Source organism: Endozoicomonas sp. 2B-B, from assembly GCF_053470045.1.
In genome coordinates, this window is record NZ_JBLZMU010000001.1 from 3704199 (window position 1) to 3723246 (window position 19048).

Annotated in this window: 15 protein-coding genes; 9 read left to right on the plus strand and 6 right to left on the minus strand. The window is 44.1% G+C overall.

All coding sequences use genetic code 11. The features are described 5' to 3' along the window. The first annotated feature begins 269 nt into the window (after positions 1-269). Positions 270-1283 (plus strand): IS110 family RNA-guided transposase, encoded by a 1014-nt coding sequence (locus ACOMHB_RS14080; RefSeq protein ID WP_448215063.1) that lies wholly within the window; start codon positions 270-272, stop codon positions 1281-1283. Between the two features lie 610 nt (positions 1284-1893). Here ACOMHB_RS14080 and ACOMHB_RS14085 read toward each other — a convergent pair. Continuing rightward, positions 1894-3612 carry a hypothetical protein gene (locus ACOMHB_RS14085; RefSeq protein WP_448217085.1) on the minus strand — a complete coding sequence of 573 codons (1719 nt, stop codon included), beginning with the start codon at positions 3610-3612 and terminating at the stop codon, positions 1894-1896. Positions 3613-4129: 517 nt separating this feature from the next. Between ACOMHB_RS14085 and ACOMHB_RS14090 the strand changes: the two genes are divergently transcribed. Next, a complete protein-coding gene (locus ACOMHB_RS14090) occupies positions 4130-5491 on the plus strand; it encodes a hypothetical protein (protein WP_448217086.1) in 1362 nt (453 codons plus the stop codon). A 199-nt stretch (positions 5492-5690) separates the two neighbouring features. Here ACOMHB_RS14090 and uup read toward each other — a convergent pair whose 3' ends face one another. The 4 genes from uup to ACOMHB_RS14110 all read right to left on the minus strand — a co-directional run bounded on the left by uup (position 5691) and on the right by ACOMHB_RS14110 (position 9824). After that, positions 5691-7592, minus strand: coding sequence for an ATP-binding cassette ATPase Uup (uup, locus tag ACOMHB_RS14095; RefSeq protein WP_448217087.1), 1902 nt, complete (start codon positions 7590-7592; stop codon positions 5691-5693). A 238-nt stretch (positions 7593-7830) separates the two neighbouring features. Continuing rightward, positions 7831-8274: a phosphohistidine phosphatase SixA gene (gene sixA / locus ACOMHB_RS14100; protein ID WP_448217088.1), complete on the minus strand. Its 444-nt coding sequence runs from the start codon at positions 8272-8274 to the stop codon at positions 7831-7833. 134 nt (positions 8275-8408) lie between these two features. Continuing rightward, on the minus strand, positions 8409-8714 hold the full coding sequence (locus tag ACOMHB_RS14105; protein ID WP_448217089.1) for a DUF4389 domain-containing protein: 306 nt from the start codon (positions 8712-8714) through the stop codon (positions 8409-8411). Between the two features lie 78 nt (positions 8715-8792). Then, positions 8793-9824: an NAD(P)H-dependent glycerol-3-phosphate dehydrogenase gene (locus ACOMHB_RS14110; protein ID WP_422133792.1), complete on the minus strand. Its 1032-nt coding sequence runs from the start codon at positions 9822-9824 to the stop codon at positions 8793-8795. Between the two features lie 433 nt (positions 9825-10257). On the opposite strand from ACOMHB_RS14110, the gene fabA reads away from it, so the two are divergent. Both fabA and fabB read left to right on the plus strand, forming a co-directional pair. Beyond that, positions 10258-10770, plus strand: a complete 513-nt coding sequence (gene fabA, locus ACOMHB_RS14115; RefSeq protein ID WP_317146541.1) for a 3-hydroxyacyl-[acyl-carrier-protein] dehydratase FabA — start codon at positions 10258-10260, stop codon at positions 10768-10770. A gap of 28 nt (positions 10771-10798) precedes the next feature. Beyond that, entirely contained in the window at positions 10799-12016 is a 1218-nt protein-coding gene (fabB, locus tag ACOMHB_RS14120; protein ID WP_448217090.1) for a beta-ketoacyl-ACP synthase I, read from the plus strand. Positions 12017-12113: 97 nt separating this feature from the next. Here fabB and ACOMHB_RS14125 read toward each other — a convergent pair whose 3' ends face one another. Next, entirely contained in the window at positions 12114-12818 is a 705-nt protein-coding gene (locus ACOMHB_RS14125) for a Fic family protein (protein WP_448217091.1), read from the minus strand. Between the two features lie 300 nt (positions 12819-13118). Between ACOMHB_RS14125 and ACOMHB_RS14130 the strand changes: the two genes are divergently transcribed. From ACOMHB_RS14130 to ACOMHB_RS14150, 5 genes are all read left to right on the plus strand, one after another. Next, entirely contained in the window at positions 13119-14006 is an 888-nt protein-coding gene (locus tag ACOMHB_RS14130; RefSeq protein ID WP_448217092.1) for a hypothetical protein, read from the plus strand. Positions 14007-14265: 259 nt separating this feature from the next. After that, positions 14266-15306: a hypothetical protein gene (locus ACOMHB_RS14135; protein ID WP_448217093.1), complete on the plus strand. Its 1041-nt coding sequence runs from the start codon at positions 14266-14268 to the stop codon at positions 15304-15306. A 183-nt stretch (positions 15307-15489) separates the two neighbouring features. Next, entirely contained in the window at positions 15490-16599 is a 1110-nt protein-coding gene (locus tag ACOMHB_RS14140) for an S-(hydroxymethyl)glutathione dehydrogenase/class III alcohol dehydrogenase (protein ID WP_448217094.1), read from the plus strand. Positions 16600-16677: 78 nt separating this feature from the next. Next, positions 16678-17526, plus strand: a complete 849-nt coding sequence (fghA, locus tag ACOMHB_RS14145; RefSeq protein WP_448218642.1) for an S-formylglutathione hydrolase — start codon at positions 16678-16680, stop codon at positions 17524-17526. Positions 17527-17782: 256 nt separating this feature from the next. Further along, positions 17783-18823, plus strand: coding sequence for a hypothetical protein (locus ACOMHB_RS14150; protein WP_448217095.1), 1041 nt, complete (start codon positions 17783-17785; stop codon positions 18821-18823). The last annotated feature ends 225 nt before the right edge of the window (positions 18824-19048 follow it).

Sequence of the window (19048 nt, forward strand, 5' to 3'; positions counted from 1 at the left end):
ACTCCTCAAGTGTTCGAATGTCTCTAGGAGCCTGACCGAGAATAGCGCCCGTAGCGAGGACGGCAGAAAATTGAGGATGAAAATTCGGTTTTGTGAGGAGAATAGCGAGCTATTTGACGAACAAAAGCGGATTTTCAGACCAATTTGCTGCCGCCGCAGTAGGGCAGACTATTCTCGGTCTAATGGGATGGTCCGCCCCTCCTAAACGGCTTCAAATGAGCCAAAATGGAGTTAACCATTTAAACAGGATTAACCGGAGCGAACCACCCATGACTATTTCAGTACTTGGTATCGATATTGGCAAGAACAACTTTCACCTGTTTGGTGTTGATGAGCAGGGTAGCAAAGTCATCAGAAAGAAGTCGTCCAGGAAGAACCTTCTAGAGTACGTGGCAAATCTGGAGCCATGCATTATCGCTATGGAAGCTTGTGGTGGTGCTCACTATTTGGCTCGGTTATTCAAGAACTATGAGCATACTGTCAAGCTGATTTCACCTCAATTTGTCAAGCCTTATGTCAAGACCAACAAAAATGACTACAACGATGCTGAAGCGATTGCAGAAGCAGCTTCACGGCCCAGCATGCGTTTTGTACCTGTTAAAACATCAGAGCAGCAGGCCTGGCAACTTCTGCACCGCTATCGTCAACAAGCGGTTGATCAGAGAACTGCCCTGGTTAACCAGATCCGGGGGTCACTATTGGAAGAAGGTATTGTAGTTGCCCAGGGTATTGGTAAAGTTCGTGCACAGCTTCCACGAATTCTGGAAGATGCTGAAAATGGACTCCATTCGCTGACTCGTGAGCTGCTACATGGTTTATCAGAAGAGTTGGCCAGTCTTGACAAGCGTATTCAACAGTATGACCAGAAAATTCAGGAGCTAGCAAAAAACGACGACGAATGTCGTCGAATGATGACTATGCCGGGTATCGGAGCCATCACTGCCACAGCATTGAAGGCAGCCATTGGTGATGCGACGTATTTTAAATCTGGTCGACACCTTGCCGCATGGATGGGATTAGTTCCAAGACAGCATTCCACAGGCGGTAAGTCAGTCCTGCTGGGCATCAGTAAACGGGGTGATAAATACCTGCGCACATTATTGATACACGGCGCACGTTCGGTACTCCACTGCCTCAAAAATAAGGATGACCGCTGTAAAAAATGGGTTAGCCAACTTAATGAGCGCAGCAATCACAACGTTGCCGCCGTTGGTCTGGCTAATAAAATGGCTCGGATTGTCTGGGTCATCATGACCCGAAATGAAGTTTACAAGGCTGCATAATGAAGTAAAGGCGGCAGCGGCAAAGTAAAGCATAAGCTTAATCAAAGGGGACCCCCCCGCAGATTGCGATGAGCATGTACAGTTGATGGCAAACAGGTAAAAACCGGCAACCTGAAACCTGATAGGAGCCTTGACCCTTGAGGCCGTCGGACTGATAAGGCCAGGTTGCGCGGATACCCATCAGGGCCAGAGGGTTAGACCTCATGAATAGGCCGTATATATGATTGCAGTTATCTTTGTTTGCTAATTAACAAAACAGGCTCTTGCAAAACGGGGCGGACCATATAAGGCTCCTAGCAGCCTGTCGGACTTAAGACTGTCCTACTGCGGTTGCAATAAATTGGTCTAAAAATCTCTGTTTCTTCGTCAAATAGCTCGCTATTCTCCTCAGAAACAGAGATTTTTATCCTCAATTTCTTGCAATCCTCGCTACGGACGCTTAAGTCCGACAGGCTGCTAGAAAAGTAGACCAGGGATCACAACTACACTCAGATTTATGTTTCAGGATCTTGTTTTAAGCCAGTCCTTCACGGTAACGGCTCCTGCATTGCGCGGGCCGCTGACAGCCTGTTATCTTCTTTTCGTACTTGCGAACATTTGACTTACTGAGTTACAGCTTCGGTGTGTCAATATCGCTCCCGTCTGAATCAGTCCAGTCAGGGTTACTGTCAAAATCACTACTGTCAAGATCACTACTGTCAGTATCATTTTTTTCAGATTCACTACTGTCAGCAGGATCAGGAACCATTTGACTAGTACCAAAGTAATATTCAAGCCATTCGACGAGTTCTTTTAAGTACTTTATTCGTTTTTTCTGGTTTCTTTTTCTCTTCTCTTCTTCACTAAGCTCTGTTCCTTCATGTTCCTTAGCTGCCTCATCATGCATGACTTCATCAACCTGCACAGTATCATTGGAACCAATAGCTTTATCAGGAAGCAGTGCCAATAAATCATATGATTGTTCCAATAGAGCCCTGAATCCAATAGCAAGGGTTTCCACTATGGTGTCGCAATCATTTTCATCAGTAAAAGTTAAGTGCAATTGTTGCGCTACATATATTTTTATGTATAAAAACAATTTCTTAAATGATTTAACATATTGATTGTTTTGATCATGCATCACTTCCATTGATACTTTTTTGAATTCTTCAAACAAATCCCTTCTTTTTTCTCTACCGGAATAAAAGGTCGTATTCTTACCTGATTTTCTAAAATAATCCTCTATATCTTCAATATTTACATTCGGATATTCACATTGTGGCGCGAAAGGGTTAAGAATCAGACATACGACATCAACCAAATTCAGGAAATGATAGTTCCAGGCTATTAATTCAGGTCTATCTTCACCATATTCTTGTATTAGTTCCAGCATTCGTTCGGATGATTTTAGCTGTCGCTTATGACTCGACATTCCGTTCCTGTCGATGCCATCGTTCAGCAGTTTGGCTGAGTCTCTTAGTAATGCATCGACTGATATACTGGATTGCTCAGACTCTGAGGGATCCAGCACTTGTTGCAAAAACTTGATGCGTTCTGTTTCCAAGACTTTCAGACCAGAGAATACCAAAGATGATATTGCAACATTTTCTTTTAAAGAAGCTTTATCTTTTATCGGTTTATTTCTACCTAACAGTTGAGCTATGTGCAGATGGTGGAGGAATCCAGACATTCCAGCCATATCAGCGGCATGAAGCAGAAATGAAGTAAAAAAAGCATGGGCACTTTGAGGGGAAGCACTGCTTGAATTTATGGCTGCATAGTAAGCCAGCAAAAAACAGGCAAGGCGCTGTTGATGTTCTGAATTGCCCGGATTAACAGGGGACTGGGTCCCCTGAATATAAGATAGAGTTTCCAGGATTGCATTATGATTTTGGTCAATGTTAATTTGAAGACTCATCTTCACTTGCTCAATCAAGCCTGCAATGGTCAGGTTATCACCGGGAGGCATTTCCGGAATATTGTTCAACAGAGTGGTTATGGTGTCTTCTGAGAGGCCTGAATTCAATTTCCGGATAATTTCAGCGATCTGTGCACGGGACATTGGCCGGAGTGGAAAGTCCATTAATGGCTGCATCTGCGGTGCTCCAGCTCCCTGCGGTTTTTTCCGGCCCTTTCTCTTATTTATGCCATGCTCATTCCCGGAGTTCATGGCAAAGATAAAATCAGTATCATTAGGGGTGATGAAAGGAAAACTACCCGTAAGGGCATTATGGTTAATTAAAGCGGATAAGTAGTCAGACGCCTTGGCCCCCTTTTCTTCAACAAATCTTTCATCGAATGGCGTAAACAAAGGGTTTGCTGCCAGCAGTTTTGAGTAAGGGCAAGCCATGATAACGAGACCAAGGGAGGCTGCGAATAGCTGATTAGTCTTACTTCGATGGGGATATTTCGAGGACCTCGTTGTTTTCGTTAAATGAGACAGCGAGTTACTGATCATTCTGCTTCCCTTAGTCTTTAAACGCCCCTCATAAAGTAGTCCAAGGATCACAGCAATGCTCAATTTTAAGCTTTAGTCACCAATATCTGAACTGACACTCACCGGTATATTGTCGTCTGTAACCTCAGCTCTTAGCCATCGTGTTTTCTTAAATAACGGTTTGGTGAATTGTTCAAGTTAATTGATAGCTCGAGGCTTATGGAGTACCTGATATCATTGCTGAACGTATATTGAATCATAAGTATCTGCCCTGACCGGAGACCTTGAGCTGTCTGGTTGACGGGCTGTAACTTCTTAAGTTTTCTTGACAGAATCACAGAAAAATCAATAAATTGAGAGACACGTACTTCAGAAAATAACAACGAACTATCCAATGATACCTTCTTATTTTGCTACTGCACTCAGGAATATGATTCATCCATTAGACGATTTGAGCGATAAAGACCGCTATCTGTTTGGCTCGAAAGAACAGTCACGATTTGTTTTTGGCAGATGTCCTTCTACCGAAAAGAGACACTTGTACCCGGATCCATCACAAACTCCTGATACCCTGTTACATGCCAGAAAAATAACCAGATTATCTCACGATAATTTTAAACAGAATGATCGCAGTTTTGAAAAAATAGTGAACGACTGTAAAGCTGCATTTAATCTGGGAAGAGTAGCAACGGTTGTTCAAGGGCGGAGGCATACTTATTATGCATACTTTCTTGCCAGACTGGACGGCTGGCTCAGCCATTTTGAATCAGTACCCATGTTTCAGTGGAATGAAAACAGCACTCTGAGTAAATGTGAAGACTTGGTCAGCGCTATAGACCAACTGCCTAATTATTTTAATTATTATAAGAAGGTTGGGGCTTTTACACGTAAGGCTTGCGCCCTTCTTCTTTCAGAAATGAGTATTGAAGAAATTCGACAATCTCTTATTGAACACGAAAAAGGTGAAAAGCGCTTCTCTTTGCGGTTATATCACCTTTTAAAGGGTATTTGCCGTGCTTCTGAGGAGGCTGAAGAAGTGCAGACCATGCTGGATCACACAGAACAGTGCAAAGGCTTTCCTGTGGAAGAGCTGTACCGGCTTTTTATTGATGAGGATCACTCGAAAGTGTACGGTTTAGGGCTGTTTTGTTATGAGGATGAGCCCGGGTACGCAGCCGCTATGCTAAGAGCCTTTAAAGAAGTTGGTAATATATTGGCTAATAAACCCCTGGATTACAGTAAAATTGAAGCCATTCATACTTTGACAACATCCGGGGTTTTGTCAAGCAATGAAGATGTGGCCATTAAAGACATCTCCTGGAACGAAGGCAGCGTTTTCTATAAAAGAGGCATAAACTTGACAGAGGATGGTTTAGAAGAAATAACGAGACTGACTAGTGTGAACAATTTTCCAAAAATAGAAAGGCTGAATTCTGATACATATCTTGTTGATTTTGATTATAAAGATCACAAAGGTATGGAGTTATCAAAAAATTATTGCCAAACCTTTGAGAAAAAGTTGCAAGAAATAACTGAAACTGACAGCCAACGGCGACAGGATGCAATTATTCATGCCATTGTTGAACTATGTCGGAATCTTCAGCATACCCACCCTTTCAGAGATGGGAATGCCAGAACCATCGGCTGTATTCTGCTGAACGGACTCCTTCTGCGAGAAGGTTTTTCACCCACCATAATTGATGATATTAATAAATTCGATGCTTACAGTGTGAATGAGCTGGTTCAAATCCTTAAGAAAGGGCAGCAATATTTTCAAACGCTTCGCAAGTAATCATAGGCAGCCATTGATCTAAAGTAACTTTTGTTAACCTGATGCGTTTGATCATTGCAGAAAAAACCAGCCTGGGCAGAACCATAGCCGATGTTCTGCACCGGCCACATAAATAAGAACAGAAGCTGTGAGTGAAATGCTAGCAGATATAGGACTGCACATTAACGACTGCTAACTCCCCACTTAATACCGAAGGTTTTCAACTCATATTTTCGAGTTCTTCCCAACGCTGCATCTTCTCTTCAATATTTTGATTGACGGCTTCCAAACGTGCGAGAGTGGTTTGAACAATTTCCTGATCACTCTGATAAAAGACAGGATCGGCGACAGTTTCTTCCAGCTGAATCAACTCTTCTTCTAACGTTTCAAGCTCTCCCGGCAAAGCATCCAGTTCACGCTGAAGCTTGTAACTGAGTTTTTTCTTTTTCGGTTCCGACCGGGATTGAATGCCGGGTTCAGGTTCAGCCTTCTTTTCTGGCTTGCTGGTTTGCGCTTGCGCAACCAGTTGACTGACCTCGCCTCCCTGTCTGAGCCAATCTTCAAAACCACCCACATACTCTTTAATCCTGCCGTCAGGCTGGAATACGAGGGTACTGGAAACCACATTATCGAGAAATTCACGATCATGGCTGACCAGCAGCACCGTACCCTCAAAGTCCACCAGTAATGACTCAAGGAGCTCAAGCGTTTCGACGTCCAGATCGTTGGTTGGCTCATCCATGACCAGCAGGTTAGCGGGCTTACTGAACAGCCTTGCCAGCAGCAAACGATTTCGCTCTCCGCCAGACAAAGCCTTTACAGGAACACGACAACGGTTAGCGGGGAACAGGAAATCTCCGAGATAGCTGATCACGTGCCGACTGGCTCCGTTAATCATGATGCTCTCACGGCCTTCAGCTACGTTATCTATGACCGTTTTTTCAAGATCCAGTTGATTTCTCAACTGATCAAAGTAGGCTACTTCCAGCTTGGTGCCTTCCTTGATAGAACCGGATTCAGGTTGAAGTTGCCCCAGCAAAATACTTAATAATGTTGATTTGCCAGCACCGTTGGCGCCAATCAATCCGATCTTGTCGCCCCGGATCACCCTGAGATCAAAATCTTTAATAATGTGCCGACCTTCCCAGGACTTTGAAATACCCCTGGCTTCCATCACCAGCTTACCGGAACTACCGCCCTGCTCCAGAGAGAAGCTTGCCTTACCCTGAACTACCCGGCGCTCCATTCTTTCATTTCGAAGCACTTTCAACGCTCTGACACGGCCTTCATTACGGGTTCTTCGTGCTTTGATACCCTGGCGAATCCAGGCTTCTTCCTGAGCCAGCTTTTTATCGAAAAGCGCATTCTGTTCCGCTTCCACTTCCAGTGCATGGGCTTTTCTGTCCAGGTAAGTTTTATAATCACAGTCCCAACTGGTCAGGATACCCCGATCGAGCTCGACAATCCGGGTAGCGAGAGACTGCAGGAATGAACGATCGTGGGTGATAAACAGAAGAGCGCCCTGAAAATCAAGCAGCTGCTTCTCAAGCCAGTCAATGGCAACAACATCAAGATGGTTAGTGGGTTCGTCCAGCAATAACAGATCAGGTTCACACACCAGTGCCCTTGCCAACTCTACCCTTCTGCGCCAGCCACCGGAGAGCTCCTTCATTTTCTTCTCTTCCGGCAGACCCAGTTTCTGAATCACTGTATCTACCTTCTGCTGAAGACTCCAGCCATCAGCAGCTTCCAGCTTTTGCTGAACTTTTTCCAGAGCTTTTATATCTTCATCCGACTGAATATTCTGGGACAATTCGTGAAACTGACTGATCCAATCGCCCACTTGTTCAAGGCCGGAAGCTACGACATCGTAAACTTTTTTCTCATCCTGCTCAGGAAGATCCTGGTTCAGAACGCCAATACGCATACCCGGCTTTCGCCAGATGCTGCCATCATCTGCATCGATTTTGCCGGATACCAATTTCATCATGGTGGACTTGCCAGCACCATTACGTCCCAGCAAACAGACCCGTTCACCTTTACGTATCTGAAACTCAGCGCCATCCATCAGGGGATGATCGCCATAGGCAAGGTTTATATTGTCAAATCTTAGTAATGGCATTCTCGAGTTAACCTGTCCTTTTCAACGTCCTGCAACTGCGATAACACAGGATTAAAAGTGCCGCCAAGCATACCTGCTTAAGTGTTTCGAGCCAAAAAATCCAGGCAAAAATCCACAGTTCACGATAAGGCTATATTTGTTTTGCGGTCGGCTGTTCTTTGCCATTGTTTCGAACAAAGCGGTTTAACCAAAGCGGCCTGGAGAAAGATTAGCCAAAGTGGCGAAGAATGGAATGTTTTCAGGGCACGACCATCTCAACCAATGTTGCCAATCCCGGACCGGGAAGCTCCATTTCCAGTACAGCTGCATTGCCAGTCATAAAGCCGGGTCCCTGATGAATTGATCCTTCGCAGAGCAGTCCGGTTAAAGCGCCGACAAGAGGCATATGACTGGCAAGAACGATATTTCCCTGAGCAGGCAGTTCCGAGATAACAGCCAGCGGATCGTCGTCTGGAGTAATGCAATCCATTGTTTCCAGGGAGCAGCCCAGCGTTTCTGCCAGAATCCTGCCGGACTGCTGAGCCCTGAGATAAGGACTGGCCAGTATCCTGTTAATGCCAAGATGGGTCAGCTTCGACGCTGTGCTGAGCACTTCTTGCTGACCCATGCCCGTTAAAGGTCTTTCCTGATCATTTGGCGCTGACCAACTGGCTTGCCCATGACGCATTATGATCAGTTTCATGATTAGATACCTGTTTGTTTAAATGAGCTGATATACGACTGAATATATACAATTTTGGATACAAAAACAGCTACATCCTGACACCCTGTGAAAGTCCGGATTTCTGGCTCATTCGACAACATCTCAACACGAATTCAGGCATCTTTCTCATCACTGACAGGCTCTTTCTCTCCGGGCCAGTCACTGAATGGGTAAGGCTTGGTGTCGGCATTATAAGTAACAAACTGGATAATCTGATAAAAATATTGATTCAGCCCGGCTGAGAAATCCAGCAACCGTGAATTCGGTTCAGATTTAATAAACCCGTGAACCACCTGAATAATGGCAATCAATAGAATCAGCAATCCGACAATATGGGCCAGCATGTAAAACAACACCATGAACAACAGCCTGAGCCATCGGGACTCTGATTTCAGATTATCTAACACTTTCTCATCCATAAAAAAACCCTCGCCGTTTTTGTTAATGGATATGCGTCATTAATTGACAATATTAAGGAAGGAAAGCCCTCCAGCCCTTCATCTGACCATAAATTCGACATCAGTTTTCTGTTCTCGAAGCATCATACCGCGCACCAGCTGATTGACATCAAACTCTTTGAAGATGACCATATGCAATGCTTCAACAATCGGCATATAGACTTCCAGCTCAACCGCTTTTTGCCTGACCTGCTGTAAGGTATTAACCCCCTCTGCGACCTGACCCAGTTCGGCTTCAGCTTCTTCCAGGGTTTTTCCCTGACCCAGAGCATAACCAACCCTGAAGTTACGGCTGAGACTGGAAGTACAGGTGGCGACCAGATCCCCTACCCCGGACAGTCCGAGAAAAGTCATGGGGTCCGCACCAAGCTTGACAGCAAAACGACTCATTTCTGCCAGACTGCGGGTTATAAGCATACTCTTGGTATTTTCACCCATACCCATGGCCGCCCCGATACCCGAGACAATGGCATAAATATTTTTCAGGGCACCGGCCAGTTCAACGCCATAGACATCCCGATTGGAATAGACTCTGAAGTAATCCGAATGCAGCACCTTTTGTACTATCTCACACAACTCGTTATCTTCACTGGCAATCACGGTCGCCGTCACTGCTTTGGCGATAATTTCCCTGGCCAGGTTGGGGCCACTGAGAACACCCACTCTGGCTGAGTCAAGTTCCTCATTCAGAATTTCACTCATCAGGTCAAAGGTGACCGGTTCGATCCCCTTGGTGGTACTTATTACCATTTTGCCTTCCAGTGCATCGCCCGCCATCTGAACCACTGAACGGAAGGATTTGCTGGGAATGGCAATCAGGACAAGATCTGCAGATGAGACTGCGGCCTTGATATCAGTACAAGCCTGAACCGAAGGATGAATGGTAAAATCCGGCAGATAGCGATGATTAATATGATCCCGGTTAATCCCCTTTACCTGCTCATCACTGCGCATCCAGAGTTTAACCTGATGGCCGTTGTGAGCTGATATATCAGACAGTGCCGTACCAAAGCTGCCTCCACCCAGGATGGCTATGGTATACTGCTTGCTATCGTTATTCGGCGTCATCATTATAATTTCGGCTTTGTTTCTCTTGATCTGGTGCTAATCAGCCTATTGGGCAGGCCATGAGTCAAGAATCATCTTTTCAGCCTCAAGCCGGGGAAAAATGATTCGAACAAATAATACAATACCTGAAACGTTTATTGCATGGGCTAAGTACATAAGTTAGTGCATAAGTCGGTATTGCGTTTTTCAAGGCACAAAAAACCCTGACCATTAAGGTCAGATCTTGATTAAATGTCACGAGAGCTGCCACATCTGTTGTTTTTTTGTTAATTTCAACAGAATTCGATGATGACAGTCTGAGACCGGTGGTATAGTGCACGCCGGAACGATAGTAATGAATTCCCGTGATCAGTGATCAGCCAGAAAGGGAGTCGATGTACCCGTGTCACCCCTGCCTTATCGGGCGACCATGTCATTTTCCAGGAATAATGAACGAATGAAGCAACAATCCTTCGATAAAGACGACCTGCTCCGCTGTTCACAGGGTGAGCTTTTCGGGCCAGGCAATGCCCAACTGCCAGCACCCAACATGCTGATGCTGGACCGTATCGTTCGGATCTCTGAAGAAGGCGGTAAATACGGTAAGGGCGAAATCGTTGCCGAGCTGGATATCACTCCAGACCTTTGGTTCTTCGACTGTCACTTTCCGGGCGACCCGGTTATGCCTGGTTGCCTGGGTCTGGACGCTATGTGGCAGCTGGTCGGTTTTTATCTGGGCTGGATGGGTAATCCCGGTCGTGGCAGGGCGCTGGGCAGCGGTGAAGTCAAATTCACCGGCCAGATTCTGCCAACTAATAAGAAAGTGACCTACCAGATCAATATCAAGCGTATCATCAGTCGCAAACTGGCGCTGGGTATTGCTGATGGAACTGTCAGTGTCGATGGACGTGAGATTTATACTGCCGATGGGCTCCGGGTAGGCCTTTTCCAGAGCACCGACGCATTCTGATTCATTCGGATAATTCAGGTTTAGATTAATGAAACGTGTTGTAGTTACAGGGATCGGCATTACCTCCTGCCTGGGAAACACCCAGAGTGACGTGGTCGACAGTCTCAAACAGGGAAAATCCGGTATCAGCTTTAACGAAAGCTACGCTGAAAAAGGCTTTCGCAGCCAGGTTTCGGGCACTGTCAACATTGACCTTAGCGAGCATATTGATCGTAAAACCCAGCGTTTTATGGGTATGGCGGCTTCTTACGCCTACATCGCCATGAAGCAGGCCATTGAAGATTCTGGCCTGTCAGAAGAACAGGTTTCCAACCCAAGAACTGGCCTGATTGCTGCGTCCGGTGGCGCCTCATCCGAAAACATTGTCGAGGCCGCTGACATCATGCGTGAAAAAGGTGTCAAGCGTGTAGGCCCTTACCGTGTCACCCGAACGATGGGCAGCACAGTATCTGCCTGTCTGGCGACCCCATTCAAGATCAAAGGCGTCAATTACTCCATTACTTCTGCCTGTGCTACCAGTGCTCACTGCATCGGTAGTGCGGTTGAACAGATCCAGCTGGGCAAACAGAATGTTGTCTTTGCTGGCGGTGGTGAAGAGGAGCACTGGTCACAGACCGGCCTGTTCGACGCTATGGGCGCACTGAGTTGCAAGTACAACGACAGCCCGGACAAAGCTTCCCGAGCTTACGATGCTGACCGGGACGGATTTGTCATTGCCGGCGGTGGTGGCATGGTGGTTCTGGAAGAACTGGAGCACGCCAAAGCCCGTGGTGCCAAAATTTATGCAGAAGTCGTGGGTTACGGTGCTACTTCTGACGGTTATGACATGGTTGCTCCTTCCGGTGAAGGGGCTTCCCGTTGCATGCGTCTGGCTCTGGAAACGGTTGCCGGTCCTGTCGATTACATCAATACCCACGGTACATCTACTCCCGTTGGTGATGTAGCAGAACTGAAAGCACTGAAAGAAGTCTTTGGTGACACAATGCCTGCCATCAGCTCCACCAAGTCCCTCTCTGGTCACTCTCTGGGAGCGGCTGGTGTGCAGGAAGCGATCTATTGTCTGCTGATGATGAAACACAACTTCATCGCGGCTTCAGCCAACATAGAGACCCTGGACGAGGAAGCCAGAGATCTGCCCATTCTGGTCGGTAAAGCTCGCGAGCAGAAACTGAACCGCATCATGTCTAACAGCTTCGGTTTTGGTGGCACCAACGCTTGTCTGGTATTCCAGAACTACGAAGACTGAAGGGATTCAGATTTCCGGGTGTTTCAGAAGAATGATGGAGCCTGGTTTTATGGTTATGCTCCATCATTTATGTCCGGGAGCTTTGGCTGTGGCAATTTCAACTAACAATGCTCAGATAACGGTTAAAAGCGTCCTCCTCTGCTTCAACGACCATTGCTATGAAGTCTTCATAGCACTGGCTGGTATGAGCTTTATCCAAAGCTTCATAATAAGCAAGACGGTTCTCCGCTCTGATAATGACGGGTAAGTAACCACTGCTCATCAAGTCAAAGTTCATCAGCAAGCGGGCTGTACGGCCATTGCCATCGACAAAAGGATGAATTCCTACAAAATCAACATGCAGTCTCGCTGCCCTCTCAACAGGGTAATAATCCTGATTTTGATAGCCATCCACCAGTTCCGTCATTAACGACTGCAAGTGCAGGTGTTCAGGAGGTATGTGTTGAGCACCTGCAATCATTACATTTTCCTGTCGATAGCAACCCGCATTAGTGTTATCAATATTTTTTAATAGCAACTGATGAATAGACTTAATCAGTCGTTCACTGAATGGCTCATCTCTTGCGATTACAGACTCTACCCACTCAATGGCCTCCCGGTGATTAATGGCTTCAAAATGCTCCCTGATTGACTTGCCGCCAACAGTAATACCCTCAAGAACCACCTTGGTTTCCTTGAGTGTCAGAGTATTACCCTCTATCGCATTGGAATGATAAGTCCACTCAAGCACCATTGCCTCATGGAGCGACTGGACACTGTTTTTTGGCAGGGGCCTGAGGGCCCAATTGGGCTTTGAGAGCATCTATGGTTTCAAACATACCGTGAGTAATCCATTGCGATCGTAATTGTGCCCATTATATGGCAAACAGATTGCTTATGCTCTGAGTCATCAGTAACGGCGCAACTGTTATCCTTTCTATGCCCGCTCTTTGTTATTCTGGCTTACTTTATGGTTAGTATTAATTAACAAAATAATGAATTACTGTTCGTTTTATCTGTCAATACAACCAAGCCTGAAATGCAGTAGGTTGAAAAAGCCGCCTTCCAGGAAGGCGAAGCCAGCTGATCGGGAACTTACAAAAATATCACGGAGTGTATGACAATGAACCCAGTGACAGAAACAAACTTACAACTTATCCCTGCTTTAGCGCAAATAAGCATTCCAGGCACTAAAGAGTCAGCACCAAAAGAATTAGCAACTCATCACTTAAAAGCTGATCAAAGCCAGCCATCGCAGGTTGAAGGGAAATCATTATCAGAAAGAAAGATTGACTCCACCAATAAACTTTTGCTCCTTGATGAAGAGCACCACACGGAAATATTATATGCTTACCGAAAATGCGATGGAACAACCTTTTTTGAACAAATTGACAGTCCAGAACTCTACGCTGAAGAAACTCTTGTGTATTGGAAGCTTAAACTTTTACCTTTTACTTTGAATGGAGTCAAACATTATAAAGTGCCAGCTAATACCCCTATTTTAAAGGAAGAATGTTTGGTTTCTTTGCCTTTAACTGAGGAAGCAAATATTGATTCATGTTATTTGAATCAAATAAAAAGCAGGCTGTCCTGTCTCTTTACAAAGGGCTTTGAGAATGTTTGCAAAACGGTTTTTCCTCTTGAAAATAAAGAAATTGATTCTCACGGTGTCTGTCATCAGCTTGTAAATTATTTAGCATTTGGTATGGATAAACAAAAGGATATAAAATTCAATGGGTGGTATGAAAAACTTCCTTTTGCTTCCATTCATACAGATGACAAAAAAAAACTATGCATCGGAGATATTCTGCAATTATTTTCAAATGAAAAATTGATTCATAGTCTGTTTTATATCGGAGGTGGAAGATGTATAAGCAAGCATGGTCCGATTGATATATTTTTCCAATCTTTACCTGCTGCTCTGGAGACATACCCTTCAGAATCAATAAGGATCGTTAGATTAGCGCCTGAATATTATTCAAAACAAATACCGTTTAGAGTAAATTACTGATCCTTTTAGTTGCCTCTCTATGCCGATTTAGCTGTGACAGGTGGAAAGGATTTAGCCCCTAATCGAGGATAAGTACGTGACCAGTTGGTTTCGCATATTCTGGCGAGTGGATTTTGTCATCCTTCAAGGCGCAACGACGGGCGCGTAGCCATAGCTACGCAACCAGAGTTGGAACGCAGAATGATGGAAAAAGCCGCCGTCCAGAATATGCGAAACCAACTGGTTAGGTACTTAAATACTTACTTAAAGAGATGAAAGCATGAACGGAATAAATAACAAATCCAGTATTGACAGCTCCACCCCATTAACATCTAATCAACCGCCATCAGAAACACCAACTGTTGTCAGTATGGGTAGAGACATCAGTGTACATAACAAGAGTGAACCTTTGTCAGTCAATATTCCTCCCTCAGAAGGTGCAGCCCAATCAATTGCGCCGGAGAAAAAATCACAGCTTGTTAAGGAAGCTTTAAATGAAGCTACCTCTGTCTTTTCAAGATGTGTCTCACTTCATAATGAGGTAAAGGAAGACTGTAGATTGTTATCTCATGCTACTTCTGAAACATCGACTGCAGACACACAATGTTTGTCTGAAAAACCTCAGGCAGAAGCAAGAGCTGCCACCTTATCTCCATTAGAGTTGAGTATTAATGAACTAAAAGATAAAAATATATGCCACACAACGGTATCAGTTCTTGAAAAACATCTCTCTAAAGAAAAGTATTCAGTAACTCATACCTTCATGTTTGGCGAACAACAATTATACAAGGAATACATCAATAGCAATCCAGAAAATAATTATGCTTTTTCACACAGAATCAGTTACATATACGATAATGTGAAAGTATATTCTCATGAATTTGTTATTCTGAGGAAAAACAACAGATTCCATATCTTACAGTCAATGGTAGACGCGTTTAGTCTTGATCAATGGCTGAATGGTGACTCTTCAACAATAGTCAAAAATAAAAAAAGCTTAAAAAAAACCAATGATATGATTTTGTTTTATCAGGAGAATAATTTGCCATCACTTTTTTCTAAAGAAAGGGAAGATGAAATAAAAGAAATGACAGAAGATTTAAATAAAATCGAACCATCATTTAATAAAATAATAAAAACAAGAAAAAACAAGTCCTGCTCTAAAGCTATTTTTAACCAGAAGATTTTGCCTACATTATTTTCAACCTTAGGCAATTCGGATGATCGTCCTTACTTTAGAATATTCTCAGCTTCAAGAAGATACTTAGGCATTGATCCAAAATATGAGATGTTTTTCGAAGTATACGATTTCCGAATATAAGTCGTGTTCCCGAAGTAATTCTGACTGAATACACCAAACCAGTGAGAGTGGGCCCCTCACTCTACAAGAAAAAAAGGAAAAACCTTCATTTCAGGATTCATTCTCATTACAATTTTGCTGAGCTCGGCAGCAGTTTGAGAAAAGCCAGGTAGTTCCTATTGTCCAACTTAAAAGGGTATAACCATGAAAACACGTGCAGCTGTCGCCTGGGGGCCAGGCAAGCCTCTCATTATTGAGGAAGTTGACCTTCAAGAACCCCAGGCTGGCGAAGTCCTGGTAAAATTAACAGCATCCGGCGTATGTCACACCGATGCCTTTACCCTGAGTGGCGAGGACCCTGAGGGTATCTTTCCCTGTATATTGGGTCATGAGGGTGCAGGTGTTGTAGAAGCCGTAGGAGAAGGAGTTACATCCGTCGCGGTGGGTGATCACGTTATCCCGCTATACACTCCGGAATGCGGCGAATGTAAATTTTGTACCTCTGGTAAAACCAATCTCTGTCAGGCCATTCGTGAAACTCAGGGCAAAGGCCTGATGCCGGATGGAACCTCGCGTTTTTCAAAAGATGGGCAGCCCATTTATCACTTTATGGGTACATCAACCTTTGCAGAGCATACGGTATTACCTGAAATTGCCGTGGCAAAAATCAATCAGGCCGCACCATTGGATAAAGTCTGTTTGTTAGCTTGTGGAGTGTCTACCGGTATTGGTGCTGTACTGAATACAGCTAAGGTGGAAGAGGGAGCTACGGTGGCTATATTTGGTTTGGGCGGTGTTGGCCTGTCGGCAGTTCAAGGCGCTGTGATGGCCAAAGCCGCACGCATTTTAGTGGTGGATATTAATCCCGATAAATTTCAAATGGCCAAAGACCTTGGCGCCACCGATTGCATCAACCCAAAAGATTACGATAAACCGATTCAGGATGTGATTGTGGAACTCACCGACGGCGGAGTAGATTACTCCTTCGAGTGCATCGGTCGAACTGAAACCATGAGAAGCGCCCTGGAGTGCTGTCATAAAGGTTGGGGTGAGTCGACGATTATTGGTGTCGCTGGCGCTGGTCAGGAAATCAGTACCCGTCCCTTTCAATTAGTCACAGGCCGTGTCTGGCGCGGCAGCGCCTTTGGCGGGGTTAAAGGGCGGACGCAACTGCCAGAGTATGTTGAAAAATATATGGCGGGTGAAATTAAAGTCGACGAAATGGTCACCCATACAATGCCGTTAGAAGACATTAATATAGCCTTTGAGCTGATGCATGAAGGTAAATCGATTCGCACTGTCATCGAATATTGACCAATGAGTGAATGAGGCTCGTGAATTCTACTCACTTGCCAGGTAACTTTTTAAGTGAATCAACAGGCAAAACCAGCTATGAAAGAATTATCTCGTGTTAAATGCTTTGGTGGCGTTCAACTACAAAATGAGCATGAAGCTGACACTACCCGCTGCACTATGCAGTTCTCGATTTATTTACCCAGTAAAGCCGAATCCGAAAAGGTTCCGGTTCTGTATTGGCTGTCAGGTCTTACCTGTACGGATCAGAACTTTGTGACAAAAGCGGGCGCCCAACAGTTTGCGCAAGAACATGGTGTTGCTATTGTTTGTCCAGATACCAGCCCTCGTGGAGAGGCTGTGGCAGACGATTCCGAAGGCGCCTGGGATTTGGGTTCAGGGGCCGGTTTCTATGTCAATGCAACAGAGCAGCCATGGGCTGAGCACTATCAGATGTACGATTATGTGGTGCACGAACTACCAGCCCTGATCGAGGCTAACTTTCCCGTTACTGGTAAAAAATCAATCTCAGGGCATTCTATGGGTGGCCACGGCGCCTTGGTGATTGGTCTGAACAATGCCAATCATTATGAGTCAATTTCGGCTTTTGCGCCGATCGTAAACCCCAGTCAGTGCCCATGGGGACAAAAGGCATTTACTCATTATTTAGGGCACAACCAGGACGCATGGCTTGCCTACGACGCCACTGTATTAATTGCGAATCAGGCATACGATCGTGTTTTGCCTATTATGATTAACCAGGGTCTGTCGGACAATTTCTTGCAGCAGCAATTACTGACAAATCATTTCAAATCGGCGTGTGATAAGGTGAATTACCCCATCCAGCTATCTATGGATGAAGGCTATGACCATAGCTATTTCTATATAGCCAGTTTTATCAGCGATCATATCGCTTTTCATGCCAGGGCCTTAAACTCTTCACGTTAAAAAGGCATTTAAAAACTCAGTCTTATCAGCCACTCTAGCAGCCTGTCGGAATAACACGGTAAAAATCACTGAACTACGAGAGAATAATTTCTTGTTATCACTCAGTGACGACATTCTTTGTGCTCTGAAAAAACTTTGTTAGTTGTACTTAACAACATGTTATGAACTTTTATCCCACTAGACAACTCTAAATTACTGCACCCATTTTTAATCGACTTGCTAATCCGGGACAAATGCTAACTTGTAGGAAGAAACCATGTACGGAATAGATAACAGCTCCAAAATTGTTGGCTCCCCCCTGACAACACCTCATCAATCTCAATCAAAGACACCAATGGGTGTCAGTATGGGCAGAGACGTCACTGTCTATAACAAGAGTCAACCTTCATTGCTCAACTTTACCCCGTTAGCAGGCACAGCACACTTAACTATGCCAGAGGAAGAATCACAGCTTGTTAAGGACACTTTAGAAGAAGTTTCCTGTGCATTTTCCAGAATTGTTTCAGTTCAAGATGAGATTAAGGTAGGTAGTAAATTTTCATCCAATTCTATTGATGAGACACTGGGTGCAGATAAACGAAGCCTGTCTGAAAAGTCACCCTTAAAACCAAGCTGTGCTTCTTTATCTCCATTAGAGTTGAGTACTAGTAAACTAAAGAATCAATATGTATGCCACATAACAGCAGAAGTCCTTGCAGAAAATCTCGCTAAAGGAAATTGTTCAATCCCTTTTGTTTTTTCATCTGACGAACAGTATTTATATAAGACTTACATTAATAGCGACCCAGAAAATGATTACATATTCATCCATAAAATCAGTTACATACAAGAAAACATTAAAACATATTGTCACGATTTCGTAATTCTCAGAGAAAACAACAATTTTCACATATTACAGTCGATGGCAGGTATGTTTACTCTTAATCATTGGCTTACTGGTGACTCTTCAACCATAGAGGACTCTACAAAAACCTTTAAAGAAGGTAATGATCTAATTTTACTAAACAGCAAAAACCAATTGAAATTACTTTTTTCCAACAAAACAATAGATGAAATAAAAAAAATATGGAAAGAACTAAAAAGCACCAAACATTCATTTAATAAAATAATTAAAACAAGAAAGAACGAACCCTGTTCTAAAGCTATTTTCAATCAGAAGATTTTACCTACGCTGTTTGAAACCTTAAGAAACTCGGATGATCGTCCATATTTCAGATTATTCTCAGTTTCAAGAAGACACTTAAATATAAAACCAGAATACGAGATTTTTTTAGAGCTACAGAATGCAAAAATATAAGTCTCCGACCATTTACAATCAGCACTGACTTTATGTCACACTTCAACTTTCTTACCATTGATTATTTTAAATTAACATTCTGTTATTTGTTAGTCGCACTTAACATCATGTTATGAACTTTTATCCTGAAAGGAACTCCCAATAAATGGATGAAATCAATATTGGATGACCTTCAATACAATATCTGTGCAATGAAGGATAAATCCAACTTAATAAAAAGGAACA

What these genes read in the sequence shown, in the direction of transcription:
- fghA (WP_448218642.1), top strand. Translation starts at nt 16,678, where the DNA reads ATGAAAGAATTATCTCGTGTTAAATGCTTTGGTGGCGTTCAACTACAA.
- ACOMHB_RS14080 (WP_448215063.1), top strand. Translation starts at nt 270, where the DNA reads ATGACTATTTCAGTACTTGGTATCGATATTGGCAAGAACAACTTTCAC.
- sixA (WP_448217088.1), bottom strand. Translation starts at nt 8,274, where the DNA reads ATGAAACTGATCATAATGCGTCATGGGCAAGCCAGTTGGTCAGCGCCA.
- ACOMHB_RS14090 (WP_448217086.1), top strand. Translation starts at nt 4,130, where the DNA reads ATGATTCATCCATTAGACGATTTGAGCGATAAAGACCGCTATCTGTTT.
- fabB (WP_448217090.1), top strand. Translation starts at nt 10,799, where the DNA reads ATGAAACGTGTTGTAGTTACAGGGATCGGCATTACCTCCTGCCTGGGA.
- ACOMHB_RS14150 (WP_448217095.1), top strand. Translation starts at nt 17,783, where the DNA reads ATGTACGGAATAGATAACAGCTCCAAAATTGTTGGCTCCCCCCTGACA.
- ACOMHB_RS14140 (WP_448217094.1), top strand. Translation starts at nt 15,490, where the DNA reads ATGAAAACACGTGCAGCTGTCGCCTGGGGGCCAGGCAAGCCTCTCATT.
- ACOMHB_RS14110 (WP_422133792.1), bottom strand. Translation starts at nt 9,824, where the DNA reads ATGATGACGCCGAATAACGATAGCAAGCAGTATACCATAGCCATCCTG.
- ACOMHB_RS14135 (WP_448217093.1), top strand. Translation starts at nt 14,266, where the DNA reads ATGAACGGAATAAATAACAAATCCAGTATTGACAGCTCCACCCCATTA.
- uup (WP_448217087.1), bottom strand. Translation starts at nt 7,592, where the DNA reads ATGCCATTACTAAGATTTGACAATATAAACCTTGCCTATGGCGATCAT.
- ACOMHB_RS14130 (WP_448217092.1), top strand. Translation starts at nt 13,119, where the DNA reads ATGAACCCAGTGACAGAAACAAACTTACAACTTATCCCTGCTTTAGCG.
- ACOMHB_RS14125 (WP_448217091.1), bottom strand. Translation starts at nt 12,818, where the DNA reads ATGCTCTCAAAGCCCAATTGGGCCCTCAGGCCCCTGCCAAAAAACAGT.
- ACOMHB_RS14085 (WP_448217085.1), bottom strand. Translation starts at nt 3,612, where the DNA reads ATGGCTTGCCCTTACTCAAAACTGCTGGCAGCAAACCCTTTGTTTACG.
- fabA (WP_317146541.1), top strand. Translation starts at nt 10,258, where the DNA reads ATGAAGCAACAATCCTTCGATAAAGACGACCTGCTCCGCTGTTCACAG.
- ACOMHB_RS14105 (WP_448217089.1), bottom strand. Translation starts at nt 8,714, where the DNA reads ATGGATGAGAAAGTGTTAGATAATCTGAAATCAGAGTCCCGATGGCTC.